At 61.9% G+C, this 15,688-nt stretch carries 15 protein-coding genes; 6 read left to right on the top strand and 9 right to left on the bottom strand.

The window, feature by feature from the left end:
- Positions 1-239: 239 nt before the first annotated feature.
- Complete coding sequence (phhA, locus tag AB8B02_RS15415) at positions 240-1,127, top strand: phenylalanine 4-monooxygenase (RefSeq protein WP_439064344.1); 888 nt, start codon at positions 240-242, stop codon at positions 1,125-1,127.
- On the opposite strand, the gene AB8B02_RS15420 is transcribed toward phhA, so the two are convergent.
- Positions 1,113-1,562 (bottom strand): helix-turn-helix transcriptional regulator, encoded by a 450-nt coding sequence (locus AB8B02_RS15420; protein WP_068736063.1) that lies wholly within the window; start codon positions 1,560-1,562, stop codon positions 1,113-1,115. The two genes, phhA and AB8B02_RS15420, sit on opposite strands and share 15 nt — an antisense overlap.
- Before the next feature lie 370 nt (positions 1,563-1,932).
- On the opposite strand from AB8B02_RS15420, the gene AB8B02_RS15425 reads away from it, so the two are divergent.
- Positions 1,933-3,309: an outer membrane protein gene (locus AB8B02_RS15425; RefSeq protein WP_439064345.1), complete on the top strand. Its 1,377-nt coding sequence runs from the start codon at positions 1,933-1,935 to the stop codon at positions 3,307-3,309.
- Positions 3,310-3,360: 51 nt separating this feature from the next.
- On the opposite strand, the gene AB8B02_RS15430 is transcribed toward AB8B02_RS15425, so the two are convergent.
- Together AB8B02_RS15430 and AB8B02_RS15435 are read right to left on the bottom strand one after the other, a co-directional pair.
- Positions 3,361-4,869: a glycosyltransferase family 39 protein gene (locus AB8B02_RS15430; RefSeq protein WP_439064346.1), complete on the bottom strand. Its 1,509-nt coding sequence runs from the start codon at positions 4,867-4,869 to the stop codon at positions 3,361-3,363.
- A gap of 7 nt (positions 4,870-4,876) precedes the next feature.
- Positions 4,877-6,010 carry a glycosyltransferase family 2 protein gene (locus AB8B02_RS15435; RefSeq protein ID WP_120292693.1) on the bottom strand — a complete coding sequence of 378 codons (1,134 nt, stop codon included), beginning with the start codon at positions 6,008-6,010 and terminating at the stop codon, positions 4,877-4,879.
- A gap of 455 nt (positions 6,011-6,465) precedes the next feature.
- Here AB8B02_RS15435 and AB8B02_RS15440 point away from each other — a divergent pair, with 455 nt between their 5' ends.
- Positions 6,466-7,773, top strand: coding sequence for a M20/M25/M40 family metallo-hydrolase (locus AB8B02_RS15440; RefSeq protein WP_439064347.1), 1,308 nt, complete (start codon positions 6,466-6,468; stop codon positions 7,771-7,773).
- A 35-nt stretch (positions 7,774-7,808) separates the two neighbouring features.
- Complete coding sequence (locus AB8B02_RS15445; RefSeq protein WP_093756440.1) at positions 7,809-8,612, top strand: DUF72 domain-containing protein; 804 nt, start codon at positions 7,809-7,811, stop codon at positions 8,610-8,612.
- A gap of 16 nt (positions 8,613-8,628) precedes the next feature.
- Here AB8B02_RS15445 and AB8B02_RS15450 read toward each other — a convergent pair whose 3' ends face one another.
- Positions 8,629-9,591, bottom strand: a complete 963-nt coding sequence (locus tag AB8B02_RS15450; protein ID WP_439064348.1) for a Bug family tripartite tricarboxylate transporter substrate binding protein — start codon at positions 9,589-9,591, stop codon at positions 8,629-8,631.
- Between the two features lie 144 nt (positions 9,592-9,735).
- Between AB8B02_RS15450 and AB8B02_RS15455 the strand changes: the two genes are divergently transcribed.
- Positions 9,736-10,200, top strand: a complete 465-nt coding sequence (locus AB8B02_RS15455) for a DUF488 domain-containing protein (protein ID WP_439064349.1) — start codon at positions 9,736-9,738, stop codon at positions 10,198-10,200.
- A 194-nt stretch (positions 10,201-10,394) separates the two neighbouring features.
- A complete protein-coding gene (gene bcsS, locus AB8B02_RS15460; RefSeq protein ID WP_439064350.1) occupies positions 10,395-11,177 on the top strand; it encodes a cellulose biosynthesis protein BcsS in 783 nt (260 codons plus the stop codon).
- Between the two features lie 8 nt (positions 11,178-11,185).
- Here bcsS and AB8B02_RS15465 read toward each other — a convergent pair whose 3' ends face one another.
- From AB8B02_RS15465 to AB8B02_RS15485, 5 genes are all read right to left on the bottom strand, one after another.
- Positions 11,186-12,508, bottom strand: a complete 1,323-nt coding sequence (locus AB8B02_RS15465) for an adenylate/guanylate cyclase domain-containing protein (RefSeq protein WP_439064351.1) — start codon at positions 12,506-12,508, stop codon at positions 11,186-11,188.
- A gap of 53 nt (positions 12,509-12,561) precedes the next feature.
- Positions 12,562-12,888 (bottom strand): DUF4189 domain-containing protein, encoded by a 327-nt coding sequence (locus AB8B02_RS15470; RefSeq protein ID WP_439064655.1) that lies wholly within the window; start codon positions 12,886-12,888, stop codon positions 12,562-12,564.
- Positions 12,889-13,043: 155 nt separating this feature from the next.
- Positions 13,044-14,648 carry an NTP transferase domain-containing protein gene (locus AB8B02_RS15475; RefSeq protein ID WP_439059056.1) on the bottom strand — a complete coding sequence of 535 codons (1,605 nt, stop codon included), beginning with the start codon at positions 14,646-14,648 and terminating at the stop codon, positions 13,044-13,046.
- A complete protein-coding gene (locus tag AB8B02_RS15480; RefSeq protein WP_439059057.1) occupies positions 14,645-15,361 on the bottom strand; it encodes an XdhC family protein in 717 nt (238 codons plus the stop codon). Before AB8B02_RS15480 ends, AB8B02_RS15475 begins: the two co-directional genes overlap by 4 nt.
- Entirely contained in the window at positions 15,358-15,687 is a 330-nt protein-coding gene (locus AB8B02_RS15485; RefSeq protein ID WP_068736040.1) for an XdhC family protein, read from the bottom strand. The genes AB8B02_RS15480 and AB8B02_RS15485 overlap by 4 nt, the downstream gene beginning before the upstream one ends.
- Position 15,688: the final 1 nt, after the last annotated feature.

Genomic DNA, 15,688 nt, shown 5'->3' on the forward strand with positions numbered 1-15,688 from the left:
ATTCCCGCGAGGTTTCGCCGAGATTTCGCAATCATTTCAGCGATGTGGGACCACGTTTGTTACCACTGAAAATGTCATCGAGACGGGTGTCCGACAAGGAAACGCCTTTGCAAATAAGATCTGGACGATGGTGGATTGCTATCGTCGGACGGGCGGATGCGAGAAGTTGCTTCTTTTGACGGAACTATTCGGCAGCGGAACCTTATGTTCTGATCGGACCGTCGGAGTCGGAGAGCGTCATGACCGAGCTGAACCAGTCGACCGAGAAGAGCCGCTACCTCAGCGCCCCGAAACGCCCTGACTTCACGCTGGACCAGGACTGGGGCTCCTACTCCGCCGCCGAGCACGATCGCTGGGACCGTCTGTTCGCCCGCGCGCAAACCGTCCTCAAAGTCCGCGCCTGCGATGAGTTCCTCGCCGCACTGAACACGCTACGGCTGTCCGAATCCGGCATTCCCGATCTGGAGAAACTGAGTGCCCGTCTGACGCCGCTGACCGGTTGGCAGGTCGTGCCGGTCGCCGAACTGGTGCCCGACGAGATCTTCTTCGATCATCTTGCCAATCGCCGCTTCCCGGCCGGCGCCTTCATCCGCCCCGAACACGAAATGGACTACCTGCAGGAGCCCGACATCTTCCACGACGTCTTCGGGCACGTTCCGCTATTGGCGAACCCGGTCTATGCCGACTTCATGGAGGCCTATGGAAAAGGCGGCCAGCGCGCGATGGCGCTCGGCCAGTTGAAGAACCTGGCGCGTCTGTACTGGTACACGGTGGAGTTCGGCCTGATGAAGAGCGCGGACGGATTGCGCATCTTCGGCGCCGGCATTCTGTCGTCAGCAACAGAGTCGGTCTTCGCCCTGGAAGACGCCTCGCCGAACCGGATCACGTTCGACCTCGAACGCGTGATGCGGACGAACTACATCATCGACGATTTCCAGCAGAGCTATTTCGTCATTGAGAGCTTTGAGAAACTGCTGCAGGACAGCTATCAGGATTTTGGCGCACTCTATACCCGCCTGGCCAAAGCAGACGACATCGCGGCCGACGAGGTGACCCCTGAGGATCACGTCATCAGCCGCGGGACGCTGGACTATTTCAAGCGCAAGCGCGCGTCAGCCATTCATTGACTGGATGCGGAATTTAGCCGGCGACGCGCCGAAGCGACGACGGAAGCTGCGGTGGAAATAGGATAGTTCGTTGAAGCCGCAGGCGGCCGCGACTTCACTGATCTTCAGGCTGCACTGCCGATCGCCGGTCAGCATGCTGCGGGCCTTTTCAAGCCTCAGCTCCATGATGCGATCGGTGATGCTGAGGCCGGAACCCTGCAGCAAATCCTGAACGTAGCGGACGGACAGGCCGAGCTTCTCGGCGACCACCCGGGTCGAGAACTGCTGGTCGGCAAAGCTCTCATTGATCTGGTTGATCACGCTGGCGATCCGCGCTCCGCGCAGGCCGCCGACCTCGGTGAGGTTCACGGGGTCCGGCTTTTCGATGCTGTGCACCTTGGCACGGTCGGATCCAAAGTCGGAGTGGCTGCTGAATGCGAGATTTGTGTTTTCCATGTTCCCAATCACCGCCCATTTCAATGTGTGCGGAGATAGGTCGTCCGGACCCCTGACTTTGGTTCAACGTCGACGACGATAATTTATCGTCTTTCGAAACCATAGCGGCGCACTGCGCCCCGATGGTGACCCATAAGTCGTTGGCCGGTGGTCGTCGTGTGGTCCCATGATCGCGTTCCCCAGTAGTACTTCCAGGTGAGACCGAGCGGCGACAGCCGCTCACAATGCGACGCCAAGAGCGCGATCCAGCACAAGTCACGCGCTTACGACCACGACGAGAGCGGTATTTTTATACATGGTCGCTGCCGAAATGACGCGCGAAGCAGCTCCGATTCCTCGAGGGCCGCCAGCGCACCTGCAAGGAAACGACATGAAACAGCTTCTCCTCGGCACCATCGGCATCCTCAGCCTCGGCAATGCCGCCATCGCCGCAGACGTGCCGGCCCGCGCCTATACCAAGGCCTCCGCCATCGATCCTGCCTATAACTGGACCGGCTTTTATGCCGGCGTTCATGCCGGTTACGGCCTCGGCGGGACCGAATGGCAGATCCTGAATATCCGGACCGACGGCGCGCTGGGCGGCATTCAGGCCGGCTACAATCAACAGATCGGCAACCTGCTGCTCGGCATCGAGGCCGACATCAGCTTTAGCGGCATCAAGGGCAATCGTACGGTGAGCATTCTGAACCAGGCCACCCTGTCCCAGACGTCGCAAATCAACTGGCTGTCGACCGTGACCGGACGCGTTGGCTTCGCCAATGGCCGCTGGCTCACTTACGCCAAGGGCGGCTTCGCCTGGGCCAATGAAGATCACGGCTACGACGTTCAGGTTTCGGTGCCGGGGCCGGACCGGCTTACACTGTCCGGCAGCGAGACACGGCGGGGTTGGATCGTCGGCGCCGGCATGGAATATGCGCTTGCCAACAACTGGTCGCTGCGCGGCGAGTATAACTTCGTCAACTTCCCCGACCACGAGTTCGATTTCGGCGGCACGCGGGCCTCCACCGGGCCGATCGCCTCCACGGCTTCGACTAAGCAGACGCTGCATCTCATCAAGCTCGGGGCGAACTACCAGTTCGGCGCTCCCGATACCGCCAAACCGATTCCGCCGCTGCAATACGCACAGTCAGGATTCAATTGGACCGGGCTCTATCTCGGTGCGCAGGCAGGCTACGGATCGGGACACGGCGACTGGCGCGACTACACGCCCGATGGGAAGTTCTCGATGACCGGAGGCTTCGGCGGCGGCCAGATCGGCGCCAATGTGCAGCTCGGGGTGATCGTCATGGGTGTTGAAGGTGAACTGGTCGGCGGCAATATCGGCGGCGGCACCCGCACCAACTTTGATAACAATCTCGAGATGCGCTCGCGCACCGAATGGCTCGCAATGGCCACCGCACGTATCGGTATGGTGACCAACGAGCGCTGGCTGACCTATCTCAAGGGCGGTGTCGCCGTCGCTGGGGATCATCACGCCATATCGCTGTCGTCGGGCCCGCAATACGCAAATCTCGACGGATCCCGCCTTCACACCGGTTACGTGGTCGGTGCCGGCGTGGAATACGCCTTCGCACCAAACTGGTCCGTCAAGGCGGAGTACAACTACATCGGCTTCGGCCACGACAATGCGAGCCTCGAAGGCGTGATCAATGCCCCTCCGATGGTCGGCCCTTATTATCTGAATGCCGATATTGCCCAGACCATGCAGCTCGGCAAGATCGGCGTGAACTATCACTTTGCGCCATAAATGCGACAGCCGACCACCATGGCGCTATCAAGCGCATGGTGGTCGCGCCTCCTAGCGCGGTAACATCTCGGGTGGCGGCGAACGGTCCAGTACATCGCCTTTCGCGCCTTCCAGCAGATTCAGCTCGACATTCTCCACGACCAGCGGGCCACGTTTGCGTTTGAGGTCAGCCACTTTCTCGATATTCGCAAAAGCCGCCCGCCATTCCGGATTGGCCGCAGCATTTTGCTCACCCACCAGCAAAAGCTTGCCGGATAGCTGCTCTGCACTCGGCTCCGGCATGTTCACCCAGCGAATCCGCTGGGTGCGCTGGAAGACACAGGTCCCCTTCGGCAGATAGAAGGTCAGCCATCCCGTGGTGCCGTAATCGGGCGCCACCACGCATGTGGCCCCGACACGGACGCGAACCGCCTCGACGTCGGCCGCCAGTTCGACAAAACCCACGCCGATGCTGCGTACTGTCGCATCACGCTTGTAGCCGGACAGCAGACCCGTATTGGCCTGCACCACCAGTGCCGTGAACATGACGACGCCGGTCGGCCCCGCCCAGCGCAGGCAGAAATCCACCGTGCGCTGCTCGCGCGGCTTCCATTGCACGATGGTTGCCGCGACGGCAGCAATGATGGCCAGCGTCGGATAGACTGGCGCGAACCAGTTGGCTTCGACGCGGCTGTGCAGCGCATGGCAGCCGAAATACAGCACGATGACCCAGAACATCGCATTCAGCAGCACCCGCGCCGGCCACGCTCCGGGCCTCCGGACGGCTAGAGCATAGAGGCCCATCACGCCGAGAATGAATACCAGCGGTGTCGCGAAGGCGAATTGGGTCGGGATCAACTCGGCGATGAAAGCCGGATTGAAGTGATCAATCCGGGCGCGTCCGAGTTGCTTGATAAAGGACACCCAGCCATGTTCGGCATTCCAGAACAGCACCGGCGAGAACACCGCCAGTGCGACGAGGCCGCCGAGATAGGGCCATGGCGAGATCAGCCAACGCCGCATCTTCGGTACGGCAATGAGCCAGATCAGGATCGCCGGCCCGAAAAACAGCGCGGTATATTTCGACAGTAGCGCTACGCCGACGGCCACGCCCACCGCGAGCCACCACGCGCCCTGCCCGGTGGCCAGCACCTGGGCCAGCGTCAACAACACGAAACTCGAGGCGACCAGCACCGGCGCGTCCGGCGTGACGATCATCAACCCGACCGACGTGATCATCGTCGCATTGAGCAGGATCACCGCCGTCGTCGCGATCCGCTGACCGCCGAACAGCAGTTCGGCCGTGCGATACACCGCCCAGCTCATCGGCAGTGCCAGCAGCACCGAGACAAGCCTGACACCTAAGGCGGTATCGCCCGCGATCATCGTGCCGAGCCGGATCACGACTGCGACCATCGGCGGGTGGTCGTAATAGCCACCAGCCAGATGTTTCGACCACATCCAGTAATAGGCTTCATCGAAGGTCAGCGGCGTCCATGCGGCCGCCGCCAGCCGCAGCAGCACCAGACCGACGACCACGGCCGCGGTGCCGCGAACCAGCCGCAGTTCCTGCGTGGTCATCCAGCGATCACCGTTTCCGCCACACGAAGAGGCCCGACATCGCGTAGTTCCAGACCACGCCCATCAGCGCGCCGGAAGCACCCGCCAGCCACCAGATCGGCTCCTGGTCGAAGACCGACCAAGCCACGCCGACATTGGCGAGCAGACCCACGCTGCAGACCACGTAGAAGATCGCCAGACCACGCAGGATGCCGAAACCTTTCAAACGCTGGTCGCGATAGGTCAGGAAATTGTTGAGCAGGAAGTTGCCGGTCATCGCGCAAAACGCCGCAATGGCCTGCGCCTCTGCGAATGGCGGATCGAAAACTTCCAGCGTGACGAACAACACGGCGAAATGCACGAACAGGCCGATCGAGCCGACCATAGCAAACAGCAGGAAGCGCAGCGACACGGTATCGTTGGTCAGCTTCGCCAGCACCAGGCCCAGAAAATCCAGCGCCACCATGGAGTCGAGCTTGCTCTCACCATGCAGGCGTGAGCCGAAGGTGTAGGGCACCTCGATGACACGAAGATCGCCTTCTGCCGTCGCGACGACATCGAGCAAAATTTTGAAGCCCTGCGTTGAGAGTTTCGGCGCCAGTTGTTCGAAGCGATCGCGGCGGATCATGAAGAAGCCGCTCATCGGATCGGCGATCTCGACCTTCAGCACCCGCTGCGCGACCGCGGTCGCGAACTTGCTGGCGCCGAGGCGCTGCTGGTTGAAACTGTCGGCACTGCCGCCCTCGATATAGCGGCTGCCGATCACCAGTTCGGCAGCGCCACTTTCGATCAGACCGAGCATCTTGCCGAGCTGGGTCTCATCGTGCTGCAAGTCTCCGTCGATCACCGCTGCACAGGGCGCGCTGGAGGCCAGCATGCCCTCGATGCAGGCGCCGGACAGGCCGCGCCGGCCGATGCGCCGGATACAGCGCACGCGCGAGTCGGCGCGCGCCAGTTCGCGTACCGCGTCGGCCGTGCCGTCCGGCGAATTGTCGTCGACGAAAATGACTTCCCAGGAAATGCCGACCAGCGCCGCGTCCAACCGCTGCACTAGGGTGGCGACATTGCCGCGCTCGTTGAAAGTGGGGACGACAACGGACAGCTGCAGCGGCGCGCCCGCCTGCAATATCTGTCCGGGCCCCGGTCTGATGGCTTCGTTCATGGCGCCAGCATATATCTGCCGCGCCGGACCATGCCAAGGCGGACAGGGAACGGCGGGGCCTTAACAGGTGCCGGAACAAGCCATCAGAGGGGGAATAGCCAAAAGTGGCCCAAAAATGCTAACGACCCCGAACAACAGGCGCGCGTACATCCGGCGCACCGAGCTATTCAAGGTCGTTCCAGCGCCGGAGCTATTAAGCGTCATCGTCGCCGTTGGAGACAAGATAGGGATGCTGGAGCCGTTCCGCAAGGGTATCCGGCACTGGTTTCAACGCCACAGTCCGGCCGCAAACACCGCACCCTGGCACCATTCTGTTGCTGGCGAGCTATAGCCAGTCTTGCCCGTGCCCGCTACCTTGCCCCGGTCAACAGCGGCGCGTTCGCGCGGTTTTCTGAGGCGGAAGCCTTCCTGAACCGCGACCACAATCGTCTCCGCGCGTGATAATCGGAGGCGCCATGCGACGCTCGCTCGGACCATGCCTATTCGCTGCATCGCTGACGCTGGCATCCTTCGGCGCCAGCCATGTCACCGCGCAGACGATTGATACCGTCACGACGAGGCTGCTGTCCGATTCGCGCGTCATGGCCGCGCTCGATGCCATCAAGGCCGACGATGCCCGCACCCTGAAAGAGCAGATCCGGATCGCCGAAATTCCCGCGCCTCCGTTCAAGGAGAACCTGCGCGGCAACTACATTCTGTCACGGTTTCAGGAACTGGGCTTCAAGGACGCCGTGATTGACGCCGAGGGTAATGTGATCGCCCGGCGCAAGGGAACCGCCGGAACACCGAAGCTGGTCATCTCCGCACATCAGGACACTGTCTTTCCCGAGGGGACCGACGTCACGGTGAAGGAAAAGGACGGCGTCTATCTGGCGCCGGGGATCGGTGATGATGCCCGTGGGCTCGCGGCCCTGTTGTCCTTGATGCAGACCCTCAACACGCAGCAGATCTCGACGGTCGGGGACGTCATGTTCGTCGCCAGCGTCGGCGAAGAAGAGCTGGGCAATCTGCGCGGCGTCAAAGCCCTGTTTCGCGACAACAAGGACATCGACGGCTTCATCTCGATCGACGGACTCGGCGTCACGCGCATCGTCAACCAGGGAACGGGAAGCCATCGCTACGAGATGATCTTCAAAGGTCCGGGCGGTCACAGTTTTCAGGAATTCGGCCTGCCGAGCGCGACCCATGCGCTGGGTCGCGCAATCGCGAAAATCTCGGAGCTGCAGACTCCCGCAGATCCGAAAACCACCTTCACGGTCGGAACGGTGAGTGGCGGCACATCCGTCAACGCCATCGCTGCCGAAGCACGCATGACGATCGACATGCGATCGAATTCGACCGAAGAGCTGTTGAAACTCGAAGCGAGGCTTCTCGATCAGGTGAAGGACGCAGTTGGTGAAGAAAACAAACGCTGGGGATCGGACAAGATCACTGTCGAGATCAGACTGATTGGCGACCGCCCGGCGGGCGTTGTCGCAGAAGACTCTCCCCTCGTGCAGGCGACCGCGCGTGCCGTGACCGCGCTGACCCGTGCGCCCCATGTCACCTTTGCCGGCTCCAGCACGGACTCCAATCTCGCGATGTCGCTCGGCATCCCCGCGGTGACCATCGGCGGCGGCGGCCAGGGCGGCAACTGGCATTCGCGCAATGAATGGTACAAGCCCGTCGACGCTTATATCGGGCCGCAAAATGCACTGCTGACGATGCTCGTGCTGACCGGCGTGGAGGGCGTAACCAAGCCGGTGCTGCCGGCGCGGCACTGAGTAACACGGCGAATACTGAAAGGATCGGCCTCACAATGGTTGCGAAATCCGGACAAATCCGTATCGGCATCGGCGGTTGGACTTTCGCGCCGTGGCGCGGGGTGTTCTATCCGGAGAAACTCACGCAAGCGAAGGAGCTCAGCTATGCCGCGTCCAAGCTGACCTCCATCGAGATCAACGGGACCTTCTACGGCTCGCAGAAGCCGGAGAGCTTTCGCAAATGGGCGCGCGAAGTGCCGGAAGATTTCGTATTCTCGCTCAAGGGCCCCCGCTTCGCAACCAATCGCCGGGTGCTCGCCGAAGCCGGCGAGAGCGTGAACCGGTTCTATGATTCCGGCGTGCTCGAACTCGGCGACAAGCTCGGCCCCGTTCTGTGGCAATTCGCGCCAACCAAGAAATTCGACGAAGCCGATTTCGGGAAGTTTCTCGAATTGTTGCCGACCGAGCTCGGTGGGCGCAAGCTGCGCCATGTGGTCGAGGTCCGTCACGACAGCTTCTGCGTGCCGGCCTTCATTGCGCTGCTACGGCAGTTCAAGATCCCCGTGGTTTTCTCCGAACACGCCACCTACCCGGCCATCGCAGACGTCACCGGCGATTTCGTCTATCTGCGTTTGCAGAAGGGCGAGGACAGCATCAAGACCGCCTATCCGCCGAAGGCACTGGATGCCTGGGCCAAACGTTTCGAGACCTGGGCCGGCGGCGGCGAGCCAACTGACCTGCCGCGCGTCGACGATGCCAAGATCAAGAAACAGCCACGCGACGTGTTCGCCTATGTCATCCACGAAGCCAAGGTACGCGCACCGCACGGTGCCATGGCGTTGATCGAGCGGGTGACGTAGCATCCACGCGCGTTGCTCAATCGAGCTTGATGCCAGCCTCGCGGATCAGTTTTGTCCAGGTCGCGTGTTCTGATGCGATGAAGCCGTCGAGCTTGTCGTCGGGCATATCCCAGGGCTCACCGCCGCTCTTCTCGAAGCGCTCCTTCAGATCGGGCAACACCGCCCGAATGTCCTGACGGAGTTTTGCGATTACCGCGGGCGGCGTTTTTGCCGGCACGAAAATGCCCAGCCATGAATCCACGTCGAGCCCCGGCACGCCCGCTTCCGCCATGGTCGGCACGTCAGGCGCCAGCGGGCTCCGTTTCGACGACAGCACCGCGATGCCCCTCACCTGCCCGGTCTGCACATAAGGTAGCCCGGCAGCAATCGAGTCGAAGAACAGGTCGATGCGGCCTGCCAGCAGATCCGCGAAGGCCGGCGGAGATCCTCTGTAGGGCACCTCCTGCAGCTTGACGCCGGCGGACCTCATGAAGGCCGCGGCCACCAGTTGCTGTCCGGTCCCGACGCCGGCCGTCGCCACGGTGATCGACCCCGGCTTGTCCAATGCGGCGGCAACGATCTCCTTCGGCGTCTGCTGCGGCAGATCCTTGCGGCCGACCATGACATACCCAAACTTGTAGACCAGCGCGACCGGTACGAAATCCTTCAGCGGATCATAGGCAAGCTTGGCGTAAAGCGCGGAGTTGAAGGCCATGTTGGAAAGGCCGCCGACCATCAGCGTATAGCCGTCGGCCTCGCTCTGGGCCGCAGCCTGCGTGCCCACGACGGTACCCGCTCCTGGCTTGTTCTCGACAAAGAACGCCTGCCCCGTTCGCTTCGCCAGCGCATCGGCGAGATGCCGACCGACCAGATCGTAGCTGCCGCCGGGCGCGATCGGCACGATAATTCTGACCGGACGATCCGGATATGCGCCTTGCGCCAGAGATGCGGACTGAAACGACCCAAGCGCGAGCGCGATTACGCCTAACGCACCAACCATGCGAGCCATCATTCCCCCGGTGATATCGGCCATTGAACTGGCGGAGTTTGTTGAGTTGACTATGTGCCATGTTGCAAATGGGAGCAACGCCTCGCGGCTGGCCGCGACATTGTGCCAATCATCTGTCGATCACGGGGTGCTCACATGGCCCGCAAGATACCTCGCCTCTTCACCGTCGGTTACGAGCAGACGCCAGCGAAAGCCGTGCTCGATGAACTGCAAAATGCCGGCGTCAAGCTGCTGGTCGATGTGCGTGCCGTCGCCGCATCGCGGCGACCGGGCTTCTCCAAGAATCAGCTCGCTGCCGGCCTCGACGAGCGCGGCATCGGCTACATCCATCTGCGCGGACTGGGCACGCCCAAGGACGGCCGCGAAGCCGCACGTAGCGGCAAGCTCGCAGCGCTCGAGAAGATCTATATGGCTCATCTCAAGACACCGCAGGCACGCGAGGCGATGGATGAGCTGGCGGCGCTGGTGACGAAGTCCGGACCGGTCTGCATCCTCTGCTACGAGCGCGACCACGAGCACTGTCATCGGCGCTGGATCGCCGAGATCATCGAGGAGCGCGAAGGTGCCAAGGTCCAGAACCTGCTGCCGTCGCAGCTTTGAAGCCGCGCGACGATCTCACAGCAGTTTTTTTTTAGATTATTACTTATCCACACTGGACGTAGGCTTATCCCCAAGATAATCTACCTTAAGTTGTATTATTGTGTTGTGTTTCTGTTGCGTTGGGTGGGGGCTCGATGCGTTGGGGACTGGCGTTACGCGCTTTATGCGTTGCGGCGGCCGCATATTCCTGCGGCATGGCCTCGGCTCAGGATATCGGTGAGATCGACGCCACGATCGAACCGGCATCCGGCTCATCGAGCTTTTGGTCATCCCTGTTCGACACGCGTATCAAAAAACGGCGCGCCTTCGATTTTCTCTCCGGAGGCATGCCGGACCGCCTGATGTATTTCGGCGGTGTCGATGCGTCGCATTGGAGCCTCGGCGCCTATGGCGGCCTGCAATGGGCCCCCGCCGGCCTGAACAAGGACGGTTTCATTCTGCGTTTCTTTCTGTCGGAAAACCTCGAACGCTACACGACAGGCACGCGCTCCGACTACACCCAGATCAGCCGCGCGGCAATCCTGCCGGGCTACCTCATCCGAAGCGGCAATCTGGAAGTTCAGCTATTGGCTGGCCTCGATATGGAAGCCGACTATTTTTACCACGATCAGCGCCGCTCCCGGCTTCGCGCGATGCTCGGCGCGCGGGGCACGATGGATGTCTGGTGGGAGCCGACACGCGAGCTGATGCTGCAATATGCCATCTCAGGCACGACCATCGATACTGGCTATACCACGCGCATTGCAGCCGGCTGGCGCCTGTTCGATTTGTTCTGGATCGGCCCGGAGGCAGCACTGTCGAACGACTATTTCAGCCAACAGACCCGGATCGGCGGGCATCTTACTGGCTTGCGCACCGGTCCTTACGAATGGTCATTCGCCGCGGGACATGTGCGGGACAATTTCGAGCGCCAGGGCGTCTATGCGCGCTTCGGCATGGTCATGCGACCGCCCCGCGCGCCATTCTTCGAGAACTGACGCAGCACTCAGCCCAAGCGCCAGATAGCCTGCGGCAGGTCATAGCCGCGGATCGGCACATCACCGAGCAGCTCCGCATCGCTGCAAGTGTCGCCCAAGGCATCACGTATGGAGGCAGAGATCAGTAATTGTGAGCCGAACTGTTTGTTGAGCGCCTCAAGCCGAGCCGCGAAGTTCACGGTATCGCCGATGACGGTGTATTCCTTGCGGCGCGGGGAGCCAACGTTGCCGGCAATCACGGCCCCAATATGAAGCCCTATGCCGATGCGCAGGGGCCATTCGCTGTTCTGATTGCTTTTCTCGACAGCTATGAGCATCTCGCGTGCCGCCTGCACGGCGCCATGCGCCGCATTCGGATCCTCAATAGGCGCTCCGAACAGCGCGAGAAATCCGTCACCGAGAAACTTGTTCACGATCCCGGAATGTCGATCCAGCACGTCGACCAATAGAGCAAAGGTCTCGTCGAGCCGATCCACCACCTCGCGGGGCGAATGCACACGGGTCGCTGCGGTAAAGTTACGGATATCGACGAACATCACCGCGACCTGACGCATCTCGGTCGTAGAGCTCGTTCCCGACGCCAGCAACTGCTCCACAACCTGCGGCGAGACATGCTGACCGAACAGATTGGTGACACGATCGCGCGCCGAAGTTGCCGCGATGCTCGCCTCGAACTGGCGACGGAGTTGCAAGCCGACCGCGCCTGCAAGAATACCGCAGAGCAGGACCATGGCGCTGCGGATAAGCTGAAACGCAAAATCCGGTGCCGGTTCCGAGGCGAATTGCACCGGATGATACAGCATGGCCAGCGCGAGCATCTGGGCGGCCGCGACAAAGCCCGTAAATGTCGACAGCCAGAAATCGAGCCGAAGCGTGGATAGAATGATGAAGATGAAATAGGACAAAGGCGCAGCAAATGCCAACGCCGCCGCCGGCCCCATCCAGCCCATATGGAGATGCAGTGCGGCCGTCGGAATGCTGGTCTCGATGAGTGCGCTCAAATAGCGCCGCCCCTGCGCAATATCCTGCCCTGCAGCGATGCGCTGATTGACCTTGTAAAGAACGAAGAACTCGAACAGCAGCAGCGGGCCCGTGATCATAAAAGACGATTTAAGATCGAACTGGCCATTGGATATGCGCGCGAAGCTCGACGGCGCCAGCAGATAGGCGATGGACAGCGACAGCGTCACGATCACCACGGTGCCAATGACCGTCTTGACCCGCAACCGTTCGGTCAACAGCATCTCGCGGCTCAGCGCCTTGCGAAATTCGCGAACGGACGGATCGGCGTCGGCGGCAGACTTCAGAAGTGTCCGGAAAAATTGAATCATTGCAGCAGTCTAGCTGCCGCAGGCGCGTTGAACGAGATATTTGTCGGGGAGCTCTAGCCCTTGGCGTCGCAGGCCCATGCGCGGATGACGCATTCCTTACCGCCGTAGTCATAGCATTTCTTGGTCGCCTGATTCAGCGAACTCGAAATACGGGGCGCCACGGCATAGCCGTGTGCGCCGCAGGGATTCTTCATATCGACGGCGAAGGCTGCACAGGCACGGTTCATCGTTACGGTCGTGCATTCGCCCTTGCACTGCCTTTTAGCGGCCGCCAGCGCCGCCCCCTGCGCCGGATAGTCGAAGGCCTGGCCATAGGCACCGCACTTGCCCACGGCGAGGGCACCAGCGGCCGAAGCCACGTCCATGGCACCGACGCTCATCAACAAGGCAACGGCGAGAATCGCGCGACGACGCGCGGCAACAAACAGTGACAATTTCCCCTCCCCCGAGGTCGATCGAGGCAGACGCTAAAGGAAGGGCGTTTCAACTTGGTGAACGAAAGTGCAATGCGGCGGCCCGCCGCATACGCCATGCGTTAGCCGCTCCGCGCGTCTTCCAGCGCCTGCGGTGTATCGATATCGAGGAAGGCGCCGTGACCTTCGACCGCCACATCGGCAACGGCTTCGGCGTGCTTCATGATCAGGTGCCGAGCGCCGATATCGCCGTCCAACGTCATCAACTCATTGAAGAAGCGCCGAGACCACAACACGGGATTACCGCGACGGCCCTCGCTTACAGGGACGACGATGAGGTTGCCGCGATCCGGCGCGAAGGCTTCGATCAACCGGTCGATCAAGCGGGCATCGATCAGCGGCATGTCGCCGAGACAGATCACGGCTCCATTGGCATCGGCCGGGACCGCCGCGATGCCGGCTTTCACCGAACTGGCAAGGCCATCAGCAAAATCAGGGTTGTAGACGAACGTGACTTTGAGTCCGGCCAGCGCCTTCTCGACCTCTGGCGCCTGATGACCTGTCACCACCGTTACGCTCGACGCTTTCGATGCGATCGCCTGTTCGGCGACTATCCGGACCAATGCCTTGCCGTTGAGTTCGGCGAGCAACTTGTTCGGCCCCCCCATCCGGGTCGAACGACCGGCGGCCAGAATAACGGCGGCGACGTTGCTGTTGCCATCGCTGCCGACGGGCACGCGCGGTTGCGGCCGGGTGACGATTTCCATCAGCAAACCGCCGACGCCCATGCCTGTGAGATCCGAACGCGTGACCTTGAGACCGGCCAGCAGCCGCATCAACACCCAATCGAAGCCGTTCTCGACTGGGGATCGCGCACAGCCCGGCGCACCCAGCACCGGCACGTTGCCGGCCCTGCCGATCAGCAGCAGATTGCCGGGATCTACCGGCATGCCGAAATGCTCGATGGCGCCGCCGATCTGTTCGATCGCCGACGGAATGACATCACGGCGGTCGGCAATGGCCGAGGCGCCGAACACAATCACCAGCTCGGCGCCCAGCCCGAGCAGTTCCTTGATTGTCTTTGCCAGCACCTTCTCGTCGTGTGGCACGCGGCGCTCGGCGATGATCTTCGCACCGGCAGGCGCGAGACGCTCTTCGGTCACACGCAGCGTCTTGTCGATCACCTTCGGCGACAGCCCCGGTAACAGCGTCGAGACGATGCCGACTTTCTTGACCGTGTAAGGCGCGATCCTCATCGCGCCGCCCGAGGCAGCCTGGACGGCCGCGTCGCGCAGCGTACCGGCGACGCCGAACGGGATCAGCTTGACGGTCGCGATCATCTCGCCTTCGACCACCGGCTTGTAGGCCGCCAGCGTTGCAAAGGTGATCGCTTCATCGACGGCATTGATGCGATCGACGATGGCGCGATCGACGACCAGCACGCCCGGAGTCCCCGCAAACAGATTGGCGCGGCCCGTGAAGGCTCGCTCGACATTGACGCCCTCGCCCGCCACTGACTGCGCGATACTAGCTGCAGCGACGTCTTCGGACACATCACCGTCCTCGAGACGCACGACGACCACGTCCTTGACCCCCGCGCCGGTCAGCGCGGCGACTTCATCGGGACCGATAGTGGTGCCCTTCTTGAGAACGAGCGAACCCTGACGCAGTGTGTGGACGGTCACGCCGCCAAGTGCATCCGCCGGACTGGCGGGACCGAACTTCATGGGTTGCTCACTTTGGACAATTCCGCGGGTATCGTCTTGGGCATGCGCAGTTCGGCGGTGATCTCGGCCATGATCGAGACCGCGATCTCCGACGGCGAAACAGCACCGATATTGAGACCGATCGGCGCCTTGATCCGCGCGAAGTCAGCCTCGCTGACGCCCTGCGCCTTCAGCCGGTCGCCGCGCTTCGCGTGGGTTTTCCGCGAGCCGAGCGCGCCGATATAGAAGCAGTTCTTCTCGAACGCATGCAGCAGCGCGGGATCGTCAATCTTCGGATCATGGGTCACGGCGACGAAGGCTGTGTAGTGATCGATGTGGAGGCCCGGCAGCGCCTCATCCGGCCATTCGGCGATCAGCTGCACGTCCGGGAAACGCTCGGGGCTGGCAAAGGCCGTGCGCGGATCGACCACGGTGACGTCGTAATCCAGCGACCGTGCCAGCGGCGCCAGCGCCTGGCTGATATGGACGGCACCGATGATCACGAGGCGCGCGGTCGGCGCGTAGACATTGAGGAACAGCTTCTTGCCATTTGACTCGATCATGGCGCTCTTGCCCATGCGCAGCTGCTTCTCCAGCTCGGCATGCAGCGGATCAGCGCCGAAATCGGCGGCCTTCATCAGGCGTTGTGTTCCATCGGATATATCGGTGATCAAAATAACGGGGCGCCGAGCGGCGCGTTCCGTGTTCAGGGTGGCGAGCGTCTCGGCTTTCACGACTGACCGACCTTCTCGACGAACACGCGGATGGTGCCGCCGCAGGACAGGCCGACATTCCACGCGGTCTCGTCAGCCACGCCGAATTCGAGCAATTTGGGCTCGCCACTCGCAATCACATCGAGCGCCTCGGTGACCACGGCGCCCTCGACGCAACCGCCGGAGACCGAGCCCAGGAAGGTGCCATCGTCATTGATGACGAGATTCGAGCCTGCGGGACGCGGCGCCGAACCCCAGGTCTCAACCACGGTGGCCAGCGCCACGCCGTGTCCGGCCTTCTGCCACGCTTCCGCGGCCTGCAGGATGTCTTCATCGCGATTGAGCATG

It is taken from the genome of Tardiphaga sp. 862_B3_N4_1 (assembly GCF_051811085.1).
GTDB lineage: Bacteria > Pseudomonadota > Alphaproteobacteria > Rhizobiales > Xanthobacteraceae > Tardiphaga > Tardiphaga robiniae.

Bases quoted from the DNA above. Each gene is read 5' to 3' on its own strand.
- phhA (WP_439064344.1), top strand. From the start codon at position 240: ATGACCGAGCTGAACCAGTCGACCGAGAAGAGCCGCTACCTCAGCGCC.
- AB8B02_RS15420 (WP_068736063.1), bottom strand. From the start codon at position 1,562: ATGGAAAACACAAATCTCGCATTCAGCAGCCACTCCGACTTTGGATCC.
- AB8B02_RS15425 (WP_439064345.1), top strand. From the start codon at position 1,933: ATGAAACAGCTTCTCCTCGGCACCATCGGCATCCTCAGCCTCGGCAAT.
- AB8B02_RS15430 (WP_439064346.1), bottom strand. From the start codon at position 4,869: ATGACCACGCAGGAACTGCGGCTGGTTCGCGGCACCGCGGCCGTGGTC.
- AB8B02_RS15435 (WP_120292693.1), bottom strand. From the start codon at position 6,010: ATGAACGAAGCCATCAGACCGGGGCCCGGACAGATATTGCAGGCGGGC.
- AB8B02_RS15440 (WP_439064347.1), top strand. From the start codon at position 6,466: ATGCGACGCTCGCTCGGACCATGCCTATTCGCTGCATCGCTGACGCTG.
- AB8B02_RS15445 (WP_093756440.1), top strand. From the start codon at position 7,809: ATGGTTGCGAAATCCGGACAAATCCGTATCGGCATCGGCGGTTGGACT.
- AB8B02_RS15450 (WP_439064348.1), bottom strand. From the start codon at position 9,591: ATGGTTGGTGCGTTAGGCGTAATCGCGCTCGCGCTTGGGTCGTTTCAG.
- AB8B02_RS15455 (WP_439064349.1), top strand. From the start codon at position 9,736: ATGGCCCGCAAGATACCTCGCCTCTTCACCGTCGGTTACGAGCAGACG.
- bcsS (WP_439064350.1), top strand. From the start codon at position 10,395: ATGGCCTCGGCTCAGGATATCGGTGAGATCGACGCCACGATCGAACCG.
- AB8B02_RS15465 (WP_439064351.1), bottom strand. From the start codon at position 12,508: ATGATTCAATTTTTCCGGACACTTCTGAAGTCTGCCGCCGACGCCGAT.
- AB8B02_RS15470 (WP_439064655.1), bottom strand. From the start codon at position 12,888: ATGAGCGTCGGTGCCATGGACGTGGCTTCGGCCGCTGGTGCCCTCGCC.
- AB8B02_RS15475 (WP_439059056.1), bottom strand. From the start codon at position 14,648: ATGAAGTTCGGTCCCGCCAGTCCGGCGGATGCACTTGGCGGCGTGACC.
- AB8B02_RS15485 (WP_068736040.1), bottom strand. From the start codon at position 15,687: ATGCTCAATCGCGATGAAGACATCCTGCAGGCCGCGGAAGCGTGGCAG.